Source organism: Bacillus sp. B25(2016b) (genome assembly GCF_001679765.1).
Classification (GTDB): domain Bacteria; phylum Bacillota; class Bacilli; order Bacillales; family Bacillaceae_G; genus Bacillus_A; species Bacillus_A thuringiensis_K.
On sequence record NZ_CP016285.1, the window covers coordinates 950,761 to 972,361 of the forward strand.

The window sequence follows — 21,601 nt, forward strand, 5'->3', positions numbered from 1 at the left end:
TGTTTATACATTATACATACACAAATTTATAAAGTTTAAACATTTGGTAGTATTTTTTTAGTATTAAGCTGAGAAAGGTGTAGAAAATTTATTTATAATTAAAATGAAAAAATATGTTTAAAACTAATTTTTAAGGGTAATTAAATAGTAGTAGTTTGAGATAAGGGGGCGGAAATGATGAATTTGGAAATAAATATTTTGCAAAATGATGTAGGTTATACGGTACAACTTAATGGTGAAATTGATGCATATACAGCATCAGATTTGAAAAATAAGATCATGCCTATTGCAAGTGAAAAAGAGGTTCATATTGTAGTAGATTTTCATAACGTAGATTATATGGATAGTACAGGCTTAGGAGTTTTTATAGCTTTATTAAAAGCAGTTAAGAGAAATGATGGGAAGCTAGAGTTTACTGGTGTGTCTAAAAGGCTAAAAAGATTATTTGATATTACAGGGCTAACAGAAATATTAAATTTGAATTCCGATTTTGAAAAAGTAGAAAGAAGGTGACTAGGGATGATGGAGAGATTTGAAAAGATAGAAATGAAAATTCCTGCAAAAGCAGAATATGTGGCTATTATTCGTTTAACAATGGCTGGTGTTGCGAATCGAATGGGTTTTGCTTATGACGATATAGAAGATATGAAAATTGCTATTAGTGAAGCATGTACAAACATTGTACAACATGCATATAAAGAAGACGTTGGAGAAATTACAATTGTCTTTGGCCTATATGAAGATCGATTAGAAATTATGGCCGCGGATAATGGAGTTAGCTTTGATTTTAATAGCTTAAAAAGTAAAGTTGGTCCGTATGATATTAATAAACCAGTAGAGTATTTGCCAGAAAATGGTTTAGGTTTATATTTAATCAATACGTTAATGGATGATATACAAATTATGCATGATGAGGGCATGACAGTTTTAATGACAAAATATATACAAAGAGAGCAGGTGGAGAATGATGGAAATCCAATCTCAACCTACAAATCTTACTAAAGAAGACGTTATTAAACTAATTGCAGACTTCCAACAAAACCAATGTGATGAAGCACAGGAAAGATTGGTTAATCACTATAAAAATCTCGTATATTCCATTGCATATCGCTATTCAAAAGGTGGGCCGATGCATGAAGATATTATACAAGTAGGAATGTTAGGGCTCTTAGGTGCAATAAGAAGGTATGATTATTCGATAGGGAATGCTTTTGAGCCGTTTGCAATACCTACAATAGTAGGCGAAATAAAGAAATATTTACGTGATAAAACTTGGGGTATTCACGTTCCAAGGCGAATTAAAGATTTAGGCGGGAAGATTAAACTTGCGATAGAGGAGCTAACAGATCGTTTGCAGCGTTCACCCAAGATTATAGAGATTGCAGATCATTTAGGACTATCCGAAGAGGAAGTGCTAGAAATTATGGATGCGAAAAATAATTATCGCGTATCTTCCTTAGATGATGTAGTTGAAAATTCATCTGATGGCAGTTCGGTAGCGAGGATTGAATCTGTAGGTGAAGTAGAGCAAGGATATGAAGAGACAGAAAGGCGTCTCGTTTTAAAGGATATTTTTAACGTATTAAATGAGACAGAAAAGAGTGTTATTCATTATATATTTGGAGAAAATTTAAATCAAAAAGATACAGGGGAACGGTTAGGTATTTCACAAATGCACGTTTCTCGTATTAAAAGACAAGCGATAAGTAAATTGAAGCAAGCAGCATTTTTAGATACATAAAAATTTAAAATCATTATGTTTAAAACATGAGAAAAGGGGTAGTTATTAAGTATAGGAGGAGATATAAAAATGTCACACGATGTGAAAGAACTAATCGAAGGATTGAATGAAGATTTAGCAGGAGAATACTCAGCAATTATTATGTATAACCATAATGCAGCTACAGTTTCTGGTATATATAGACAAGTGTTAAAACCTTTCTTTGAATCTGAAATTAGTGATGAACAAGGACATGCCCTATATTTAGCAGAGAAAATTAAGACGTTAGGTGGTACACCTACTACGATCCCTTTACCAGTGAAACAAGTAGAAGATGTTAGAGAAATGTTAGAATCCGCTAGACAATCAGAATATGAAACAATTAAGCGTTATGAAACGAGAAAAGAACAGGCAGCGAAATTAAATATGACAGAATTAGTTGTAAAGCTAGAAGATATGATTGCAGATGAAACAAATCATATGGAAGAATTAGATCGTCTTTTAAATGATAAAGCAATGGTGTTAAATTAAAAGTAGAAATTTATAGAGTGAAAGAACAAATTCCTATTTCTAGGGGTTTGTTCTTTTGTTGTATAAAAAATATATATGAGTAGGAAATTTTCATTTTGTAACTGAGTATGTAATACTAGAAAAATAGAAAATGATAATAGATTTACATTTTAAATAAGAAAAGGGGAAATAACTTGTGTCCATTTTAATTGTTGATGATAATCCGGTTAACATATTTGTAATTGAGAAGATTTTAAAACAAGCCGGATATCATGATCTTGTATCGCTCAATTCTGCACAAGAGCTCTTCGAATACATACAGTTTGGAAAAGATTCTTCCAGGCATAATGAAATTGATTTAATACTATTAGATATTATGATGCCTGAAATTGATGGACTTGAAGTTTGTAGGCGATTACAAAAAGAGGAGAAGTTTAAAGATATTCCTATTATTTTTGTTACAGCTTTAGAGGATGCAAATAAATTGGCCGAAGCGCTTGATATGGGGGCAATGGATTATATTACCAAACCTATAAATAAAGTTGAACTATTAGCACGTATGCGTGTAGCGTTACGCTTGAAATCGGAATTAAATTGGCATAAAGAACAAGAAGAAAATCTTCGGAATGAATTAGATTTAGCTACGCAAGTACAAAGAAACTTATTAAGTAGCCCATTAAGAGAAGATCATATAAAAATTGAAGCAAGTTACTTACCTTCATTTAAACTAGCTGGAGATATGTATTATTGGTATAAAATCGATGAAAATCGCTACGGTATTATATTATTAGATGTGATGGGACATGGTGTATCTGCTTCATTAGTTTGTATGTTTATTTCGTCTGTATTACGTGAAACAATTAAATGTTTAATTGATCCAGAACTCGTTATTAAAGAATTAAATAAATATATGACCCTTTTACATAATGAAAATGATAATATTCCCTATTATTTTACGGCTATATACTTAGTTGTTAATACAGAAGATAGAACAGTTGAATATGTAAATGCAGGGCATCCTTCTGGATATGTTTTAGTTGATGAAACAAATGTAGTTGAACTAGATCGCGGGAGTTGTGCGGTAGGATTTTTTGATGAAATAAAAGTTAAAAAGACAGTTATACCTTTTGAGAAGAACGCTCAAATATTATTGTTTACAGATGGTGTTCTTGAAGCAATTGCAAATGATGAATTTGAGGCTGAAGAGAAATTACGTACTTTTACAGAAAGAAAATGGGGAGATTTAGAAGAAGAGATAGAAGGGTTTTACAAGGAAGAACAAAAGAAAGCGCAATCAGATGATATGTGTCTAATTATGATACAAACGAATGCGAAATAAAAAGCGTATGAAATCCAAACAGAGGATTTCATACGCTTTTATTGTATTTTTTGATAGATTTGTTCGTTCGGATTAAATTGGATATAATGCGGCATTATATCGGAAAAACGTAGAGTTTCTTTATTTCCTAAACATAGGAATCCATTGTGACCTAAGCTTTCATAAAATAGTTGTTGTACTTGGTTTTGAAGTTTACTCGTAAAGTAAATTAAAACGTTACGGCAAAGTATAATATGAAATTCGTTAAAAGATTGATCAGTTACTAAATTATGCTGCGCAAAAATAATGTTTTGTAAAAGTGACGGATTAAAATAAGCAAAGCGATTATCTGTTGAATAATAGTTAGAAAATGCTTGTGTACCGCCAGCTTGTAAATAATTTTTCGTATAAGTTTGCATTTTATTTAACGGAAGGATAGCTTGTTTTGCTTTTTCTAACACATTTGTATTCATATCTGTTGCATAAATAACAGCTTTTTCACTTAATCCTTCTTCGTGAAGTAAGATGGACATGGATAATACTTCTTCACCAGTTGCGCATCCAGCGTGCCAAATTCTAATTTCAGGATACTTTTTTAATTCAGGAATGACATGCTCTCTTAGCGCTTTAAAAAAGTTAGGGTTACGGAACATTTCAGTTACATTAATGGAGAAATCATTTAATAACTGTTCTAAAAACCCTTCCTCATGAATTACTTTTTCAATTAACTTTGAAATGGTTGGGATATTAGAGATCTGCATTCGATTACAAATTCTTCTATAAATAGATGTACGAGCATATTGGCGGAAATCGAAGCCAGATAGTTTAAATACCGCTTCTAATAGTAATTCAATTTCTAAGTTCGTACGCTTATCCATATCTACAGATGGATCAAAATTATAATACTTATTTTCCACTTAAACTAAACCTCACTTATTTTATTAACCATACACTCATTACCGAATAAAGTTGATGTAAATTTAATGGTTTACTTATATAATCTGAAGCACCAGCAGATAAACATTTCTCTTTATCATTTGGCATTGCTTTCGCAGTTAATGCGATAATAGGTATTTCATGTAACCCTAAGTTCATTCGGATATGTTCCATCGTTTCATAACCGTCCATATTCGGCATCATAATATCCATTAAAATAAGGTCAATATTTGTATTGTTTTTTAGTATGTCTAAACACTCTATACCATTTTGTGCAGTAATAATGTTGGCATGTTGTTTTTTTAATGCATTTTGTAATGCAAATATATTTCGGTGATCATCATCGACAATTAAAATAGTTTTCTCTTGGAAGACGTTATTTGTTTCTGGAGTCACGATAGTCTCTTCCGCAACTTCAGCAGGAATAACATCTTCTATCGTTGCTGCAACTTCTAAATTGGATAACTGTATATCATGTAATCCATTTGGAAGGTTAGGAATATATACAGTGAAAGTACTGCCTTCTCCTACATGACTCTCTAACGTAATCCAACCACCTAACAATCTAGCAAATTCTTTACAAATAGATAATCCTAAGCCTGTACCACCATATTTCCGAATCGTTGCGCCATCTGCCTGTTGAAAGGCTTCAAAAATAAGTTGATGCTGTTCTTTAGCGATACCGATACCAGTATCTTTTACCGAAATTTTCATCCAATCATTACTGATAGATTGCATATCAGGACTTAAATTAGTTGTTTCTATTGAATCGAAATGTAAAGAAACGGATCCTGTTTCCGTGAATTTAAATGCATTGGATAATAAGTTTTTAATAATTTGTTCAATCCGTTTTGCATCTGTATAAAATAAATCAGGAATTGTATCACTATCTTCAATCGTAAATTCGACATTTTTTTGTGCAGCTATATGTAAAAAGTTTTGATGCATACTTGCTGCCATGTCATTTATATTTGTTGCTTCAAAAATTACATCTAGTTTCCCAGCTTCTACTTTCGATAAATCTAGTATGTCATTAATTAAAGTAAGTAAATCTTTCCCTGATGAATGAATGACGGTTGCTAATTCAATTTCATCGTCGGATAAATGATTATCATGATTTTCTTTTAACATTTCAGATAATAGTAAAATACTATTTAACGGTGTGCGTAATTCATGTGACATATTTGCTAGAAATTCAGATTTGTATTTTGAGCTACGTAATAACTCACTTGCTTTTTCTTCTAATTCTGATTTAGTAATTTGTAAGTCAGCTGTCTTTTGCTCCGCCTCTTCCGTTCTAGACTCTAGTTGTTCATTCGTTGTTCGTAATTCTTCGGCTTGCATTTGTAGTTCTTCAGCTTGCGTTTGTAATTCTTCTGATTGAACTTGCAGCTCTTCTGTCATTGCTTGTGATTCATGTAAAAGAGTTTGAATTCGCATACGTCCCATAATACTATGGATTGTCAAACCTAAATTATCAACAGTTTGTTGAATTAAATCTTGATGCAAGTCTGAAATCTCAGTTACACTTACTAACTCCATTACTGCAATTACTTCATCCTCAAATAAGATAGGGATGACTAGTAGGTTTTTAGGGCGTATTTCTAATAATCCAGTAGTAACGTAACGGAATTCTTCAGGTATATCCCTGAGAATAAAACTTTTCTTTTCTAAAGCAGACTGTCCAATGAAACCTTCACCCATTTTAATAGACTGTTTTCCAACATCAGGACCTTGACCAGCGAAAGAAGCTTTCTTCACATAGTAGACAGTGTCTTCAATTTCTTCACGAACATAAAATGCACCGCAAGAAGTTTGCGTTTTTTGTATAACCCCACTAAGAATTTTGTTACCTAACATCTCAATAGAAGATACACCTTGATACATTAAAATTAATTCTGCAAGCTCGGTTTGCAACCACTCTCTTTTCGATATTTCGTCTAGTAAGTGGTTCGTTGTGTGAGCTAGATCTTTTATTTCATCACGTGTGTTTACATGAATTCTTTCCGTAATTTTTTCTTTAGAAGAAATGGATTTAATAGCTTGAATTACATTTTTAATCGTTTTTGTAATGGAATTCGAAATATAGAGTGAAATGATAATAGAAATACAAGAAAGTAAGAACAATAAACTGTATAACCAAATCTCTAATTTATTATTTTCAGTATCTAATTGTGCTGCTCTTTTTTTCGTTAATTGCTCCTCAGTGCTACGGAAGTTAGTTACCTGTGACTGTAAGGACTGAATTTGAGTCGTGTCGATTGTTTGTACATTATTACTATTATTATTTGTAATGAGTGGGTGAATCTCTTTATTAATCCAACTAGTAATGTTTTCGTTAATCTGTTTTAATTTTTCTTGCTGAGATGGGTTATCCTCTAATAATGAGAAAAGATCTTGATAATGTTTTTCGTAATCCTTTTCCGCAGCGTTAAGGGATTGAACGTAATTTGCATCATTAGAAGTGATAAATCCTTTCGTTTTATTTTCAATTGTGAGTAAATCTTTCTCCACTTGATTCGTTAAATTAAGAACTTTAAAATCGTGCTCAATAATAAAATTACGAGATTTTTGTAAACTGGAAATCTCATTGTTTAGCATAATGAAAGAAATAAGTAAGAACAAAATGATAACTAAATAACCAGCCATAATTTTGTAACGAATACTAAATTTTGCTTTCGATTTCATCAAAAATTCCTACCTTCAAGATTATTAAAAGTTTTCAATCGTAAAGAATGAAAACGTAATATATATTATATCAGTTTTCGTAAGGCCAAACTAGAAATCCCCCTATTGTATTAGGGGGTTCGTTTTTCATAGAGGAAATCATGTTGAAATATAAAACTATATATGAAAAGTAACAATCGAGGGAATAGGGGGATCATAAAACTTTTAAGCAGGAAAAAGTGTTCTTAAAGCTTTTTTTGCATCTATTCCTTCAAAGATAAATAATACAAGTTCTTTCTTTTTGACAGTAAGGAAAAAGGATACTAATGTGCTTAAGTTTTTAATAGAAGTAAGTGCTCCATGTTTACCTATAAATACATTCGTTTGAAATGTTGTCATTAAAGCATAAAAATGATGAATCTGCGTTATTGTAGGTGTTTCATTATAAGAAATAGTAGTAGATTGAATGACATTCATCGTAATATTCCTTTCCATATAGTAAGCATAACAATATAAACATACCCGTTTTAAAAAATGTTAAACATATAAATAAGAAAAATATAATTATAGTTTTTTTACGTTTAGAAAAGGTTAGGAAGGGTATACATATACTACAAAGAGATTAACTGAAGATGAATTGTAAGATGTCTATGTTTAGTAGATTAGTCTATCAAAATATACTTTTACTTTAAATAAAAAGGAGCCTGGTATACATGAATGAAATGATGATTAATATTACATTTGATTTAATTTACTTGTTAAGTAGTTCACTTGTAGTGCTTTTACTATTCGCTTTTTTCGTAAATGGTTATGTTAATAAGAAGATTAGTGTATACAGAAATGAAGAAAAATAAAGATACATTATATAAAACTTTAGGAGGTTAATAGTTATGAATGTAGATAGAAAAATAGTAGGTGTTTTTAGAACAATTGATGATGCGGCACTCGTTATTAATGAATTAAATGATAAAGGATACTCAGCTAATAACATTTCAGCTATTGCAAAGGATCAAAAGGAAATTGAACATCTGGAAGAAAAATCGGGTGAAAAAGTGAATAGCGAAACTGCACATAAAGCAGATATCTTTTCAGCGACAGGGCTTGTAGCTGGAGGAGTAGCAGGCGGACTCGGTGGTTTATTAACAGGTCTTGGTATACTTGCCGTTTCTGGAATGGGTCCAATCGTAGCAGCAGGACCAATCGCAGCAGCTATTGGAGGAGCCGGTATTGGCGGAGGAGCTGGAAGTTTAATAGGAGCATTTATAGGATTAGGAATTCCAGAAGAACATGCTAAAAAGTATGAAGAATACATTTACGATGGCAATATATTAATTTTAGTAGATGCAAAATTAGATGATAAGTTAGAAATCTATAAAATATTCGATAAGCACAATGCGTATAACTCTGATTTCTTTAAATAATATGTACGTCACATATTTAAACATAATGAATATCGTTTTTTGATCTTACAACTTTGGCGCGACCGAGGAGTCGTATGACTATAAGAGAGGAAGGGCTTATAGTAAAAGATCAAGTCCTATTATGATATTGAGCAGGGAAGAGGTGTCTATTCGTGATTGTAAAAATATTAAAGGATAGTAGTAATAGTTTCCTTTGTACAGTTCAAAATAAAAATGGAGATCAGTATGTGAAAAAATGGTTTAGTAAACATGAAAATAATAAAGAATTAGGGCGACCAACTTTTAAAGAAGTAGAAAAGGATTGGAAAGAAAATAGAGAATCGTTTATGTATCCCAATATTAAAGCGCTTTATTAAAATGAAACATAAAGCGCGTTTTATTATTACAAAATTGTCACACTCCTGTAAGGTAATTCAATAGATTAGTTACTTTTTCCATGTCATAATAAAGATATAAGAAAGCTAATCAAAAATTATAATTTATAGGAGAGTGTCAGTCATGATTGTAACAACAACGTCTGGAATTCAAGGTAAAGAAATTATTGAGTATATCGATATTGTAAATGGTGAAGCTATTATGGGTGCAAATATTGTCCGCGATTTATTCGCTTCTGTTCGTGATGTTGTCGGTGGTCGTGCTGGTTCGTATGAAAGCAAGCTAAAAGAAGCTCGTGATATCGCAATGGATGAAATGAAAGAACTTGCAAAACAAAAAGGTGCGAACGCTATCGTTGGTGTTGACGTAGATTACGAAGTTGTTCGTGATGGAATGTTAATGGTTGCTGTAAGTGGTACAGCTGTACGTATATAAGTAAATAAAAAACAGGCTCACCCCTTGAAGTTTATGCTTTGAGGGGGTTTTTTGTTTTTAAGTTATAGAAGTGAAATTCAGTTGTAAGGGCGAGATGAAAAAAGAAACAGTGATGCTACATATATGTAATGTGAGTGCAAACTTTATAATAAAGTTGTTATTTGAGATAATGGAAGAATTAGTGGTATAAATAACTTTATAGATAATAATCAAAATAGAGAAGACAGAATGTTCATGGATGGAATGGTTAAGGGGATTTTCCAATCTGTAATAAAAAACCGAGGTACCGAGAGCGGTTTACAGATGTCTACTACATAAAATTTATAATGGATTGGGGGCAATTTTTATGTTTTGGTTAGGAGGCTTTTTAGGATACATTGTAGGTTCTATTACTACATGTGCGCTACTTTACTTTGGTTATAGAGCCGAGAAGAACAAAAAAGCGGATATGCGAAAGAAAGAGGAGAGAAACATCAATAAAAAAGGTGTATAGGATGTGGAAGAAAAATTGATAACATTGATGCAAAAATAAAGGACAGTTACATATTTTATATGATCACTATGTACTGTCCCGCTTATTCCTTGTGGCTTAACAAAAATCTTTTGCTGTCTTGCTATAAAATCCATAGGCGAAAAATCCAAATAAATAGCCTATTCCAGCTCCTAAACTAACTGAAAGCAGTGAGAAATCGGGGGAAAACATGCCGAAAATCAAACCGATTATACAGCCGACAAGCATTCCTATAGGTATGAAACTGTCTAATAACAGTTGAGCCTCTTTTGATTTTTTCTTACCCAAATTGCCGTGCTTATATTTATGTTCCAATCTTTTTATTACAAATACTACAATCCCCCCGACTAGTATAATAGGCCAAATTGCCGAAATTAGCCACATGTTAGAAGCTCCTTTCACCTTTCAATATAATTGTACCAAAAAATTACAATTATAGACTGCTAAACGTACTATCTAGTCTATTTAAAAGGTAAATGCAAAAGACTTCTTCTTTTGCATTTAATAACTCGTCAAAAACACTTTCCGATACGATAAACTTAACTAAATCTATAAAATTCAATCAAATTTACACAAGTTAGTGCTTCAAAGTGTTCTCGCAGCCCCAAAGGGACGAGGGGTATAACACTCCACACGAGGCAGTATCGTTACCTCCTATTATCAAGCATTTATTTTACCCATCTTGATAAATTTATCGACGCATTTACATCCCTATCGTGATGGCTATTGCATGAAGCACAACACCATTCACGAATCTTTAAACTCCACTGTCCTTCTGGTTGAACTGAATGGTCGTATTTTACGCCGCAACATGAACAAATCTTGCTTGAAGCGAACCATTTATCAGCTTTTACATACGCAATGCCGTACTTCTCGCACTTGTATGACAAACATTGAAAGAAGAAGTTTAATTTTTGAAATGAAAATGCTTTCGATAGTTTTTTGTTTTTTAACAGGTTTGAAATAGATAAGTCTTCCACAACAATCCTGATTGGTTTGGTTTTCACCAATTTAGCTGTTGCTTGATGGATATGGTTAGTTCGGATATTCGTAATTTTCCTAGATAACCGCAGGTGCTCAGCTTTCGCTTTTTCATATCCGGCAGATTGAATTTTTGCACCTTTTTTAAATCTCCTAGACATATCTCTTTGTGCTGACTTTTTCCTTTTCAAAAGTTTTTTAACCTTGGCATCTTTGTTTATATTTCGTTCTTTCATACCATTAGAAGCTACAAAAAGCTCTTTTAAACCAACATCCACACCAATCGACTCATTCGTTAGTTCTTGTAATTCAAAGTCTTCTTGGAACCCTACACTAATCCACCAGTGACGACCATCAAAGGTAACTCTTGGATTGGATGGTTTTTTATTTCTTGGTAGTTGTTGGCTTGTTTTCACTTCTCCAATAGACTGAATGTGAACTACTTTCTTTCCTATAATCAGTCTTTCATAATTAGCATAAAATCCTTGGATTACATCTTTTTTGGATTTATAAGAAGTGTGAGAACCATTTTTGTACTTTTTGAACGAATTTTTTCTCGCCGCATCAAAATCTCTTGAAGCCTGTTTAGGAACTTGTGCATTAATGTCTTTTAACCACTCATATTTCTTTCGCTTCTTGATCTTTGTAAATCGTTTCTGTAAAGCTAACTGTGAAACAGATTTTCCAAATAGCTTATAATATCTATCACTCATTCTTTTACAATAGTTATAAGCAAATCTTGCAGCACCAGCATGGTTTCTAAGCACTTTTTCTTGTTCAGGCGTTGGAATTAGTCTAACTTTCTTCGCCAATATCATCAGAATGTAACTCCTTTAATGAAAGATTTGTTCTTCTGAATCGTAGCGTGTTCCACCAGCATTCTCCTGAGACCACTCGGATGCAAACCTGTTAATTCCGATACTTGACTAACTCGTGAAAATTTCATTATTATTCTCACCTCATCGAATCAAACACAGCACGTACGTTCGATAAAATCAATAAAGTTTGATAGATTCAATAAAATTTATCTCGTTCAACTAAGGGCGCAACTCCTTAGCCAGTTCTCTTATGAACTTCTCATGTTTTCACATGAGCGCAGACTATATGTTTATCTACTTAGAGATAGAGGATTTTTCCACCACCATAGGCTTGTGATGTACTCTCGTCAGTTATACGAGATAGTCGTTGAACGTTCATCTTATCCATTTTGACTTAGATGATTCGAGGCGGAAGACCCATTGTTCTAGTGTTTAGGATTTAACCTTGCACGATCTGATTGATTTTTTCTGCTTTCGCGACATTCACGCTCACTATTTCTAGCCACGTTGTAGTTCAATCAGCTTTAGGGATTGCCCGCAGTTAACCCTCACTACTAGCCAATCACTTGACTAGCAGGGCTTACTGATATATTTAATTAACTTTCGTTATAATTGGTTAAATAAATCGTAACAGTTAGTTACCCTTTCGTTTTCTCAGCGGACTGCACAACATCAACTGCTGCTTTCACATCTGCTAAGTCATACGTAGAATGTACCGTCATAAAACACAATTGCTTATTTTCTACTAAGCGAATTAAGTGACGAAACGTTTCTTGCCATTTATATGGTGACACTTCTTTATTCCAATGTCGTAAATGAAATATGTTCGCGTGTACTTTGGCTTTCGTGACAATTTCTGCCCAGTTTACTTGTATTCCTGATAGAAGACCGATCGTTAAAAAGTGCCCGTTTGGACGTAAGGAGAAAGCTAATTCATTTCCAGCCGATCCCCCGATAGAATCAATTGCAGCATCCGCACCGAGCCCGTTTGTTAATTCCATAACAGTTTCATAAAGCGGGGCAGTGGAAGTATCAATTACATATGCAGCACCAAGGCGCAGTAATTCTTCTGTATGCTTATTATTTCTTGTAACAGCAATTAATCGGAAGTTTAAAATTTGTGATAACTGAGCAAATAGATGTCCAATAGCGGATCCACAAGCATTCACTAATAAAACGTCATTACTCTGTAAGTTTAACGTTTCTGTACAAGTAACCCACGCCGTAAGAGGGTTAATATACATTTGCGCCGCTGTAAAATCATCGATGGAATCAGGGATAGGGACTACAAAATCAGCTGACGTCTTCACATACTCCTGCCAAGTACCTTCTCCGCGTAACGGTAAAACACGTTTACCGATAAGGTCTCTCGTAACGCCCGCACCTACATCTTCTACAATACCAACACCTTCATAACCAGGTATGTTAGGTAAAGGAATTCTATGAGCGTACGCTCCGGTTATTGGAATTAAGTCAGATGGATTAATCGGTCTAACTAACATACGGACCAAAACTTCATTCTCTTTTAGTGGTTCTATATTTTTATATTCAACTTGTAATACATCTTTTGGGTTGCCAAACTTGTGAAATTGAATGTGTTTTCCGTGCACGATAAATGTTCCCCCTTGGTTTGATAGGATTAATTATAGCATTTTTGGTTGGAGTGATTATTTGGTTATCAAAAAATAAAAGGGAACAGAAATTCTTCGTTTATCTATTTGATAAAATCGGTTTCTTCTGAATACGTAGTAATATAAGAAAAAGACGCTCTTGTGAGCGTCTTTTTCTAACTTGAGATAGATGCATTATTATTGTTCTACTAGGTTACATAGTTCTCGTATAAAGTTTTCTCACACAAATGATCTGTATATCAATTTGCTTTTGATATACAGATCATTTGTATGATAATTATTATAGATAATTGCTGAATGATAACCTTACATGAATGCTTTTAAAAGTTCTTGAACTAATGGAATTACTCCACCTACAAATTTTAAAACTGCCATTGCGATTTCCATATGAGTGCCTCCTTTTTTAATGGTAAGATACAATAAATCTTTATACGCTTATTATAGTGAGCGCTTACAATTATATCAATGCATTTCGATATGCAATATTTCATATTTGTATTCTGTAATGGGGATGGGAGAAAGCCCCACTAATTAAAGTTTCACTTTATCAAAATGTAAGCTGCATCTTGTATAATATAATGGTGGAGGTCGAATATGAAAAAATGAATTCAAATATAGACGTGGATACAAATGTATTGGAAGCGGTATTTATTCCAAGAAGGTTTATTGTTTTATGGATTACACTCGTATATATAGCTTCAATGCTTTTAGAATTTCGTAATAATATTCTCTCAATGGATAGTTTCTTCTTCACAATAATTATTGTTATTCATACTATCTTTCATTGGTATGCAAGTTCATTAAAGAATAGACAATTGTTGTATTTCTTTTTTGTACAACTCTTCATTGTGTTTCTTGCTGCATTTATTGTACCAAATGGTTCAATAGCTATTTTTGTTGGATTAACCCCTATTTTAATTGCCCAAAGTTTATATGTTTATAACAATATATTTAAAGTAATGGCGGTTTTCACTCTCATGTATGCCATATTTTGTACTGCGATTAGTATGAATTATGGTGTGAATAAAGTAGCTATTCTTATCTCTATGTTCCTTTTAGTACTAGCAATTATTATTCCTTTTTCTTATATTAATAAGCAGCAATATGATGCACGTAATCGTATACAGAGCTACATTCAAGAGTTAGAGTCTGCATATATGAGAGTAGAAGAATTGACATTAGCTAATGAAAGGCAACGAATGGCAAGGGATTTACATGATACGTTAGCGCAAGGTGTAGCGAGCTTAATTATGCAATTGGAAGCAATAGAAGCCCATATGCAAAAAGGGAATACAGGGCGATCGCAAGAGATTATGAAACAAACTATGATAAGAGCGAGACAAACTTTACATGACGCAAGGCTGGTTATTGATGATTTGCGTCATACTACTAATTCATTTAATAAAGCTGTAGAGGAAGAAGTTCAACGTTTTTCTGAGGCTACGTCTATACATGTGAGATTTACTATTCAAAGTCCCCCGCATATTTCAAGATTAGTAAAGGAACATTGTTTATATGTAATTAGTGAATGTTTAACGAATATCGCAAAACATTCACAGGCAAAAGATGTAAATTTGAAAGTTGAATATAGTGATAACCTTGAAAAACTTACTATTGAAGTTGAAGATAATGGAATTGGTTTTGACACTGGATATATCGGTAAGAATCCTGGACATTACGGCTTAATTGGCTTAAATGAGCGAGTTCGATTGATTAATGGAGAAATACATATATTGAGTGAAAAGATGAAGGGTACGAAAGTGTGTATTCAAGTACCTATTAATAATGAAGGAGATAGCGATGAAGTATAACGTATTAATTGTGGATGATCATTTCGTTGTAAGGGAAGGTCTGAAATTAATAATAGAAACGAGTGATTCATTTCAAATTATAGGTGAGGCTGCAAACGGAGAAGAAGCCCTTTCTTTCATAGAAAAAAAGAAACCTGATGTTATTTTAATGGATTTAAATATGCCTAAAATGAGTGGTTTAGAAACAATTGAGGCTTTAAATAAAAAACAAAATCATACGCCGATTATTATATTAACAACTTATAACGAAGATGAATTAATGTTAAAGGGAATTGAGCTAGGAGCAAAAGGATATTTGCTAAAAGATACGGATCGTGAGAATTTGTTTCGAACATTGGAAGCGGCTATTCGAGGTGAGATTTTACTACAACCTAATATTATGGAAAAGATAGTGAATTATAAAAGGAAAGAAGTATATGCTGATAAGGTTGAAGAAAATAATTTAACAGAAAAAGAATTGTTTGTGTTGAAAGCTATTGCGCGTGGAAATAAGAATAAAGAAATTGCATTCGATATGGGAATAGCTGAACGAACAGTAAAAGCGTATTTAACAAATATATATAATAAATTAGGTGTTAATTCAAGGTCAGAAGCAGTAGCTGTATCTATTGAAAGGAAGTTAATTCATTTTTAAAACGTTATATATGCCCAATCGTACATTATAGGCTTGCCCTTTTGTACGATTTTTTTATTATTTTCTCATGTTATGCTTTAGAAAGTATGAGAGATTTAAGAACGCTCTAATTGCATTACACAGACGTTTTTAATGTGGGAAAGGAAGAATGGGGGAGTTAGCGTAGATGTTTCTACTTATTACTACATTTGATAGGTTTATTTGGCTGGGGAATGTTGCTTCGTCTTCAGAAAAGATTAACAGGAATCTAGCGTTTTCGAGGGCTGAAGAAAGTAATGCTAATTTGCGTAAAAAGAAATGTATAGGTTCAATTAATAATATGCATCAAAAAATAACGATAGCTTCTGTGGAATATGGTCATAATTTTGTGTTGGGTCGTGCAGAACCTCATTCAACAATTGTCATAACAAGTGGTGATATGTATGTTGGAAGCGGACGGGTTAATAAGTATGGGAAATTTAAAGTATGTACGAATGATTATCTAGAAAGAGATTTGGTAATAGAGATTCAGTTAATAATGGGTGGTTTTTATCAAGAGAGTATAACGGTAAAGATAGAACGTTAAGATAGAATTATTTCTTTTTTTCCACTATATAAAAAGGAAGCAACCGTAGTTGCTTCCTACATCAATTAAGCCGAAGCCTTCTTCATTCTCTCAAGTAAACTAGATAACACATGCGTACGATAAGATTCTAGTTTTTTACCTTCATAAGTACGGATACCTAATTTTTTAAGTTCTTTTACATACCAACCTTTGCTTCCGAAATACATGTGATCGCTCCCCTTCAACTTTGTTTTTATTTATCCTGATTGCATATGGAGGTACAGGAATTATAATGAAGGAAATGAATTTCGCACGAAAATGGTTAACTTTGTTGCAAAAGACATATATACTAAAGATAGTATACAACGAGGTGGACAAGACGTGATTATAGAGAAGCACGAAATTCAAATTGACCAAATTACGAGTGGTAAAGTGAATATCTTTACTTTCTATAGAAATAGAAAGCAAATTGATGATCATTTTTTACGATTACAAGAACCATCGCTTACAGCAAACTACTTCTTCCATTTTCATTTTGATGCAGAGAGCTTGCATCTATTGCAGAAAGAGTTTCCGAGCGTATATCCGTACGACGGTAGTGAAACGATTCACGACTGGACGGAAAAGATGAAAGCAGAATTGCAACATCAGATCCAAACAGGTAAATGGAATAAACGCGTACGTATCGGTAATCGCATTCTAGATGTGGTGTTTACGTGGTGTGACGAAGATATAGTAGAGTGAAAAAGAAGCGGATGACGCTTCTTTTTTTAGCGCTGGAATAAAACGAGCTTACCTGCAGAAGATGTGCAGCGATGTGTTTTCTCATACAATCCTTTTTCTTTTAAAATAGATTCACCTTTTGCTTTCGCTTCTTTTTCAGTTGCCGCCTCGAATGATTCGTCTAATGCTTTAGAACCATCTTTTTCAAAGACTGTTAGAACGTATACTCCCATGAAAATTCCCTCCAATAATAAAATCAGAATCTTATAACTATTTTGGCATAAATCACTAGAATATGCAAAGAAATATATGACATTGCGTGTTACAATAAGGTGAAACTTTTGAAACATAGAAAGGATCGTTATTTGTGAAACAAGTAAAGTTTATACATGCGGCTGATTTGCATTTGGATAGTCCATTTAAAGGGATGGAGATGAGTGTACCGCAGTCTGTTTGGGAAAGAATGAAGCAAAGTACGTTTGAATCGTTCGAGCGTATTGTTGATAAAGCGATTCAAGAGCGCGTTGATTTCGTATTACTAGCCGGGGATTTGTATGATGCGGAGACGAGAAGTTTGAGAGCGCAAGTGTTTGTGCGCGAGCAAATGAAGAGACTTTCGCAGTACGATATCCCTGTTTTTATTATTCACGGTAACCACGATCATTTAGGGGGAAGTTGGGCAGCAATTGAGTTTCCGGAAAATGTTCACGTGTTTACGGAGCCTTATGTAGAAGAGAAATCATTTTATAAAAATGGTGAGTTGTTAGCTTCTATTTACGGTTTTAGTTATTTGCAGCAAGCGGTAACGGATAATATGACAGCGCAGTATACGAAAATGAGTGATGCGCCTTTTCATATTGGTATGCTTCACGGAAGTGTGGAAGGGGATGCAGAGCATAATCGCTATGCGCCGTTTCAAATTCGTGAGCTGAAAGAAAAGCAGTTTGATTATTGGGCTCTTGGCCATATACATAAACGTGAAATTTTATCAGAAGAGCCGTATATTATTTATCCGGGGAATATACAAGGTCGTCATCGTAAGGAGACAGGGGAAAAGGGTGCGTACCTTATTGAACTTACAAAACAAGGATCGCAATGTTCATTTTTCCATACGGCGGATGTTGTGTGGGATGAGATAGAAGTGAATATTGATGGACTTGAAACTGTTGATGAACTGATGACGAGCGTATCGAGTGCGATGAATGAATGCCGAAGAGAAGAGGAAGGGACGCTACTTACTGTCGTATTTACAGGACAAGGGCCACTTTCTCCTTATTTACGTGATGAAAAGCGCGTAGAAGAGATTTTTCATATTTTAGCATCTGGTGAAGAGCGAAAAGATTTCGTATATACGATGAAGTGGAAAAATGAGACAGTCTCTTTTGCAGAAATCGAGCGTTTGAAAGAAGAAAATCATTTCGTCGGTAGTGTGCTGAAGGAGTTAGAAGCTTTCACCAATATGGACGGTGTGTTGCGCACGATTTGGACATCTCCTGTAGCACGTAATAGTATTGAATCTTTTACAGAGGAAGAGAAGAAAGAGATTCAAAAGGAAGCAGAAAATATTATTTTAGAACAATTATTCCAGCAAGAGAGGGATAAGAAATGAGAATTGAAAAACTCCATATTTATGGGTACGGAAAATTAGAAAATGTGGAAATGGATCTGTCAATGCTGACAGTGTTATATGGTGAAAATGAAGCGGGGAAATCAACAATTCGCTCATTTATGAAAAGTATTTTATTCGGTTTTCCGACGAGAGGACAGCGCCGTTATGAGCCGAAAGAAGGCGGCAAGTATGGCGGTGCGATGACTGTGCAAACAGAGAAGTACGGCCGTTTGAAAATTGAACGATTGCCAAAGATGGCAGCTGGCGAGGTGACCGTTTATTTTGAAGACGGGAAAACGGGCGGCGAGGAAATTTTACACGATATATTAAGCGGGATGAATGAAAGTTTATTTGAATCTGTCTTTTCATTTGATATGCATGGCCTTCAAAACATTCATCAGCTTGGTGAAGCGGATATTGGCAATTATTTATTTTCGGCAAGTGCAGTCGGGAGTGATGCGCTATTGCAGTTAGATAAAAAGCTAGAAAAAGAAATGGACCAGCGCTTTAAGCCGAGTGGTCGTAAACCAGAAATTAACGTGTCATTGCAAGAGATGAAGAAACTTGAAGAGAAGATGAAAGAGTGGCAAGGGAAAATTGGCACGTATGAAAAGCAAGTGGAGCAGTTAAAAGAAAGTGAAGAGAAGCTTGCTTCTGTTCGCGGGGAAAAAGAGAGTGCAGAAAAACGAAAGCAAGATTATGAAATATTAGCAGCGCTTGAGCCACTCGTTATTGAAAAGCGTGCGCATGAGAAAGTGTTAGAGAACGAGAGCGGGCAGTTTCCTGTAAACGGAATGGCGCGTTATGAAGCAATTAAGGCGAAGATGGAGCCGCTTCAATTACAAGTGGACTCACTTCATAAAAAAATTGAGAATGTGCAATCTGAAATGGAATCGATTCAAATAGATGAAGAGTTTTTGCAAAAAGAAAGTTATGTAGAAGAACTTCGAATGCAGCATATGTCTTACGAAAATGCACGCCAAGAAATGCGTGATCTGACAGGAAGTATTACGAATATAAAAGAAGAAATCGCAGAACTGGAACAACAAATTGGTGCTACTTTTGAAAAGGAAACAGTTCTTTCATTTGATATGAGTTTGGCAACGAAAGAGTTAATTACGCAAACAGTGCAAAAGGCGCGCGAATTAGAAACGCAAAAAGCACAGCTCGATGATCGTTTTAAAGTAGCGCAAGAGCAATTAGAAGAACAAGAAGAAAATATAAGGCAGATTAAGAAACAAATGTTAGTGGATGAAGAGAGAAATGTGTTAGTTGAGAAAGAGAAATCGTTCCAAGATGCGGCGTTTATCGGTATAGGCGCAGAGAGAATGAAGCGCAAGTATGAGGAAAAAGCAGGAACAGCTAAGCAAAAGAAAAAGCAGTGGCAAAGAGTTTGTCTTCTATTACTTCTTATTAACACAGGCGTTTTATTCACAAGCTTATTTATAGATAACCGAGCGCTCTTATTTATTAGTGTCATTGTTTTTGTAGGGATTGTTCTCGCCCTTGTTTTATATAAAGATCCATCAAGTGGATTACAAGAAGAGCTCCTTACACTTCAGCAAAGTGCTGGCGGGAGACAAAGTGAAGAAGCGATGTCTGTGCGCTATGAGTTAGAAAAAGATGAAGAGATACGTAAACTATTTGAGCGTGAGTCATATAAGTTACAGCAAATGGAACGAGCGTATGATAAAGTCGTTTCATCGTATGAGGAATGGGAGAGAGAAACGTTCCAGGCGGGAGAACAAGTCGATGCATATAAAACGCGCTATATGTTTCCTGAATTTTATACGTATGCACACATATTGCCGGCGTTTGAGCGTATGGAAAAAATGCAGCAATTATATCGTGATTTAGAGAAGAAAAGTGAGCGCAAATCTTCATTATTTGAAATGATTTCGCAATTTGAACATAAACTAGAAACTGTTATCGGTAGTGCGGAGTATAGTAAGCTACACGAGGCACAAAGCCGTATGCAAAATGAGAAAGAGAAGCGCCAAACTTGTAAGCAGTTAAAAGAAAAACTGGCGGAATGGCAAGAAGAATATGAGTTTATGCAAGAACGATTGAAACATCTGTTAGTAGAACGAGATGGTTTATGGCATATTGCAGAGGCTACAGATGAAGAGATGTTTTTAGAAGTAGGTAAACTAGCGGAAAAACGTGAAGATGCTGAGAAACAAGTGGGGCGTTTATTACCGCAAATTGATCTGTTGGAACAGCGTTTAACGAACTTATCATTAGCTGAACATTATGAAGCTGACGGTTATGAAGAGAAATTAAAGAGAGAAATGACAGTCGTGCAAAACTGTCTTACGGAAGAGAAAGAACTGACAGAGCGTATTGCGAAACATCGTATGGAAATTGCGAATTTAGAAGAAGGTAGTACATACGGCGATTTAATGCATGAATGGGAAATGAAAAAAGCGCAAGTGCGTGAACAAGTGAAGAAGTGGGCTGCTTATGCGGCCGCAAAAACGGTGTTAACGAAAACGAAGCAATATTATCACGAAGTACATCTTCCTCGTATTTTACAAAAATCAGAAGAGTATTTCGTCTATTTAACAGGCGGACGATATAGTAAAATCTTTTCACCGTCAGAGGCAGAACCGTTTATCGTTGAACGTAACGATGGTATGCGTTTTTACAGTCATGAACTAAGCCAAGCGACAGCGGAGCAGTTATATTTATCGCTGAGATTTGCACTCGCGAAAACATTCGAACATGATTATCCATTTATTATTGATGATAGTTTCGTGCATTTTGATGCGGTAAGGACGAATCGAACGATTGAACTTATAAAGGAAATTGCAAAGGATAGACAAGTCATATTCTTTACATGTCATGCGCATTTACTCGCGTATTTTACAGAAAAACAGATTATAAAATTAACACATATGCGTAAAGAAAATGAGTTGTAGTGTGCTATACTAAAAGTAACTGATTTGGTGGAGGAA

25 protein-coding genes and 1 pseudogene are annotated in these 21,601 nt (G+C 34.3%); 16 read left to right on the top strand and 10 right to left on the bottom strand.

Translation table 11 applies throughout. From position 1 onward, the window contains the following. Positions 1–174 precede the first annotated feature (174 nt). The 5 genes from rsbV to BAQ53_RS04945 all read left to right on the top strand — a co-directional run bounded on the left by rsbV (position 175) and on the right by BAQ53_RS04945 (position 3,569). Positions 175–513 (top strand): anti sigma b factor antagonist RsbV, encoded by a 339-nt coding sequence (gene rsbV / locus BAQ53_RS04925; RefSeq protein ID WP_003300267.1) that lies wholly within the window; start codon positions 175–177, stop codon positions 511–513. Positions 514–519: 6 nt separating this feature from the next. Continuing rightward, positions 520–1,002, top strand: a complete 483-nt coding sequence (gene rsbW, locus BAQ53_RS04930; RefSeq protein WP_002163876.1) for an anti-sigma B factor RsbW — start codon at positions 520–522, stop codon at positions 1,000–1,002. After that, complete coding sequence (gene sigB, locus BAQ53_RS04935) at positions 965–1,741, top strand: RNA polymerase sigma factor SigB (RefSeq protein ID WP_016117354.1); 777 nt, start codon at positions 965–967, stop codon at positions 1,739–1,741. The genes rsbW and sigB overlap by 38 nt, the downstream gene beginning before the upstream one ends. Positions 1,742–1,810: 69 nt before the next feature. Further along, on the top strand, positions 1,811–2,251 hold the full coding sequence (locus BAQ53_RS04940; RefSeq protein WP_000017755.1) for a ferritin-like domain-containing protein: 441 nt from the start codon (positions 1,811–1,813) through the stop codon (positions 2,249–2,251). Positions 2,252–2,426: 175 nt separating this feature from the next. Beyond that, complete coding sequence (locus BAQ53_RS04945; RefSeq protein WP_000025519.1) at positions 2,427–3,569, top strand: fused response regulator/phosphatase; 1,143 nt, start codon at positions 2,427–2,429, stop codon at positions 3,567–3,569. 38 nt (positions 3,570–3,607) lie between these two features. On the opposite strand, the gene BAQ53_RS04950 is transcribed toward BAQ53_RS04945, so the two are convergent. The 3 genes from BAQ53_RS04950 to BAQ53_RS04960 all read right to left on the bottom strand — a co-directional run bounded on the left by BAQ53_RS04950 (position 3,608) and on the right by BAQ53_RS04960 (position 7,628). Beyond that, the gene (locus tag BAQ53_RS04950; protein ID WP_000429029.1) at positions 3,608–4,465 is read right to left on the bottom strand and encodes a CheR family methyltransferase; all 858 of its coding nucleotides are present in this window, start codon (positions 4,463–4,465) and stop codon (positions 3,608–3,610) included. 16 nt (positions 4,466–4,481) lie between these two features. Beyond that, positions 4,482–7,172 carry an ATP-binding protein gene (locus BAQ53_RS04955; RefSeq protein WP_000836702.1) on the bottom strand — a complete coding sequence of 897 codons (2,691 nt, stop codon included), beginning with the start codon at positions 7,170–7,172 and terminating at the stop codon, positions 4,482–4,484. Positions 7,173–7,376: 204 nt separating this feature from the next. Beyond that, on the bottom strand, positions 7,377–7,628 hold the full coding sequence (locus BAQ53_RS04960; protein ID WP_001100943.1) for a hypothetical protein: 252 nt from the start codon (positions 7,626–7,628) through the stop codon (positions 7,377–7,379). Between the two features lie 236 nt (positions 7,629–7,864). On the opposite strand from BAQ53_RS04960, the gene BAQ53_RS04965 reads away from it, so the two are divergent. The 5 genes from BAQ53_RS04965 to BAQ53_RS04985 all read left to right on the top strand — a co-directional run bounded on the left by BAQ53_RS04965 (position 7,865) and on the right by BAQ53_RS04985 (position 9,875). Continuing rightward, complete coding sequence (locus BAQ53_RS04965) at positions 7,865–8,005, top strand: hypothetical protein (protein ID WP_001004571.1); 141 nt, start codon at positions 7,865–7,867, stop codon at positions 8,003–8,005. 36 nt (positions 8,006–8,041) lie between these two features. After that, positions 8,042–8,572, top strand: a complete 531-nt coding sequence (locus BAQ53_RS04970) for a general stress protein (RefSeq protein ID WP_001100093.1) — start codon at positions 8,042–8,044, stop codon at positions 8,570–8,572. A gap of 152 nt (positions 8,573–8,724) precedes the next feature. Continuing rightward, positions 8,725–8,928, top strand: a complete 204-nt coding sequence (locus BAQ53_RS04975) for a DUF4028 family protein (protein WP_000635853.1) — start codon at positions 8,725–8,727, stop codon at positions 8,926–8,928. Between the two features lie 142 nt (positions 8,929–9,070). Continuing rightward, on the top strand, positions 9,071–9,382 hold the full coding sequence (locus tag BAQ53_RS04980; protein ID WP_000637511.1) for a YbjQ family protein: 312 nt from the start codon (positions 9,071–9,073) through the stop codon (positions 9,380–9,382). Between the two features lie 346 nt (positions 9,383–9,728). Next, entirely contained in the window at positions 9,729–9,875 is a 147-nt protein-coding gene (locus BAQ53_RS04985; RefSeq protein ID WP_000498642.1) for a hypothetical protein, read from the top strand. A 96-nt stretch (positions 9,876–9,971) separates the two neighbouring features. Here BAQ53_RS04985 and BAQ53_RS04990 read toward each other — a convergent pair whose 3' ends face one another. The 5 genes and pseudogenes from BAQ53_RS04990 to BAQ53_RS26420 form a co-directional block, all read right to left on the bottom strand. Then, entirely contained in the window at positions 9,972–10,277 is a 306-nt protein-coding gene (locus BAQ53_RS04990) for a hypothetical protein (protein ID WP_208906556.1), read from the bottom strand. Positions 10,278–10,561: 284 nt separating this feature from the next. Next, a complete protein-coding gene (locus BAQ53_RS04995; RefSeq protein WP_208906557.1) occupies positions 10,562–11,692 on the bottom strand; it encodes an RNA-guided endonuclease InsQ/TnpB family protein in 1,131 nt (376 codons plus the stop codon). Then, positions 11,692–11,820, bottom strand: coding sequence for a hypothetical protein (locus BAQ53_RS26365; protein ID WP_000672782.1), 129 nt, complete (start codon positions 11,818–11,820; stop codon positions 11,692–11,694). The genes BAQ53_RS04995 and BAQ53_RS26365 overlap by 1 nt, the downstream gene beginning before the upstream one ends. A 510-nt stretch (positions 11,821–12,330) precedes the next feature. Then, entirely contained in the window at positions 12,331–13,302 is a 972-nt protein-coding gene (locus BAQ53_RS05000; RefSeq protein ID WP_000546057.1) for a zinc-dependent alcohol dehydrogenase family protein, read from the bottom strand. Between the two features lie 327 nt (positions 13,303–13,629). After that, positions 13,630–13,814, bottom strand: a pseudogene (locus BAQ53_RS26420) (hypothetical protein). A gap of 87 nt (positions 13,815–13,901) precedes the next feature. Between BAQ53_RS26420 and BAQ53_RS05005 the strand changes: the two are divergent. From BAQ53_RS05005 to BAQ53_RS05015, 3 genes are all read left to right on the top strand, one after another. After that, a complete protein-coding gene (locus BAQ53_RS05005) occupies positions 13,902–15,134 on the top strand; it encodes a sensor histidine kinase (RefSeq protein ID WP_208906935.1) in 1,233 nt (410 codons plus the stop codon). Beyond that, entirely contained in the window at positions 15,124–15,768 is a 645-nt protein-coding gene (locus BAQ53_RS05010; protein ID WP_000876838.1) for a response regulator, read from the top strand. The genes BAQ53_RS05005 and BAQ53_RS05010 overlap by 11 nt, the downstream gene beginning before the upstream one ends. A 166-nt stretch (positions 15,769–15,934) precedes the next feature. Further along, positions 15,935–16,333, top strand: a complete 399-nt coding sequence (locus tag BAQ53_RS05015; protein ID WP_000479289.1) for a hypothetical protein — start codon at positions 15,935–15,937, stop codon at positions 16,331–16,333. A gap of 65 nt (positions 16,334–16,398) precedes the next feature. Here BAQ53_RS05015 and BAQ53_RS05020 read toward each other — a convergent pair whose 3' ends face one another. Beyond that, positions 16,399–16,539, bottom strand: coding sequence for a YflJ family protein (locus BAQ53_RS05020; RefSeq protein ID WP_000273536.1), 141 nt, complete (start codon positions 16,537–16,539; stop codon positions 16,399–16,401). A gap of 154 nt (positions 16,540–16,693) precedes the next feature. Between BAQ53_RS05020 and BAQ53_RS05025 the strand changes: the two genes are divergently transcribed. After that, entirely contained in the window at positions 16,694–17,056 is a 363-nt protein-coding gene (locus tag BAQ53_RS05025; RefSeq protein WP_000582785.1) for a hypothetical protein, read from the top strand. Positions 17,057–17,082: 26 nt separating this feature from the next. On the opposite strand, the gene BAQ53_RS05030 is transcribed toward BAQ53_RS05025, so the two are convergent. Then, positions 17,083–17,268 (bottom strand): YhzD family protein, encoded by a 186-nt coding sequence (locus tag BAQ53_RS05030; protein WP_000539547.1) that lies wholly within the window; start codon positions 17,266–17,268, stop codon positions 17,083–17,085. 134 nt (positions 17,269–17,402) lie between these two features. Between BAQ53_RS05030 and BAQ53_RS05035 the strand changes: the two genes are divergently transcribed. Next, the gene (locus tag BAQ53_RS05035) at positions 17,403–18,644 is read left to right on the top strand and encodes a metallophosphoesterase family protein (protein ID WP_000815731.1); all 1,242 of its coding nucleotides are present in this window, start codon (positions 17,403–17,405) and stop codon (positions 18,642–18,644) included. After that, positions 18,641–21,565 carry an ATP-binding protein gene (locus tag BAQ53_RS05040; protein WP_001217627.1) on the top strand — a complete coding sequence of 975 codons (2,925 nt, stop codon included), beginning with the start codon at positions 18,641–18,643 and terminating at the stop codon, positions 21,563–21,565. The genes BAQ53_RS05035 and BAQ53_RS05040 overlap by 4 nt, the downstream gene beginning before the upstream one ends. The last annotated feature ends 36 nt before the right edge of the window (positions 21,566–21,601 follow it).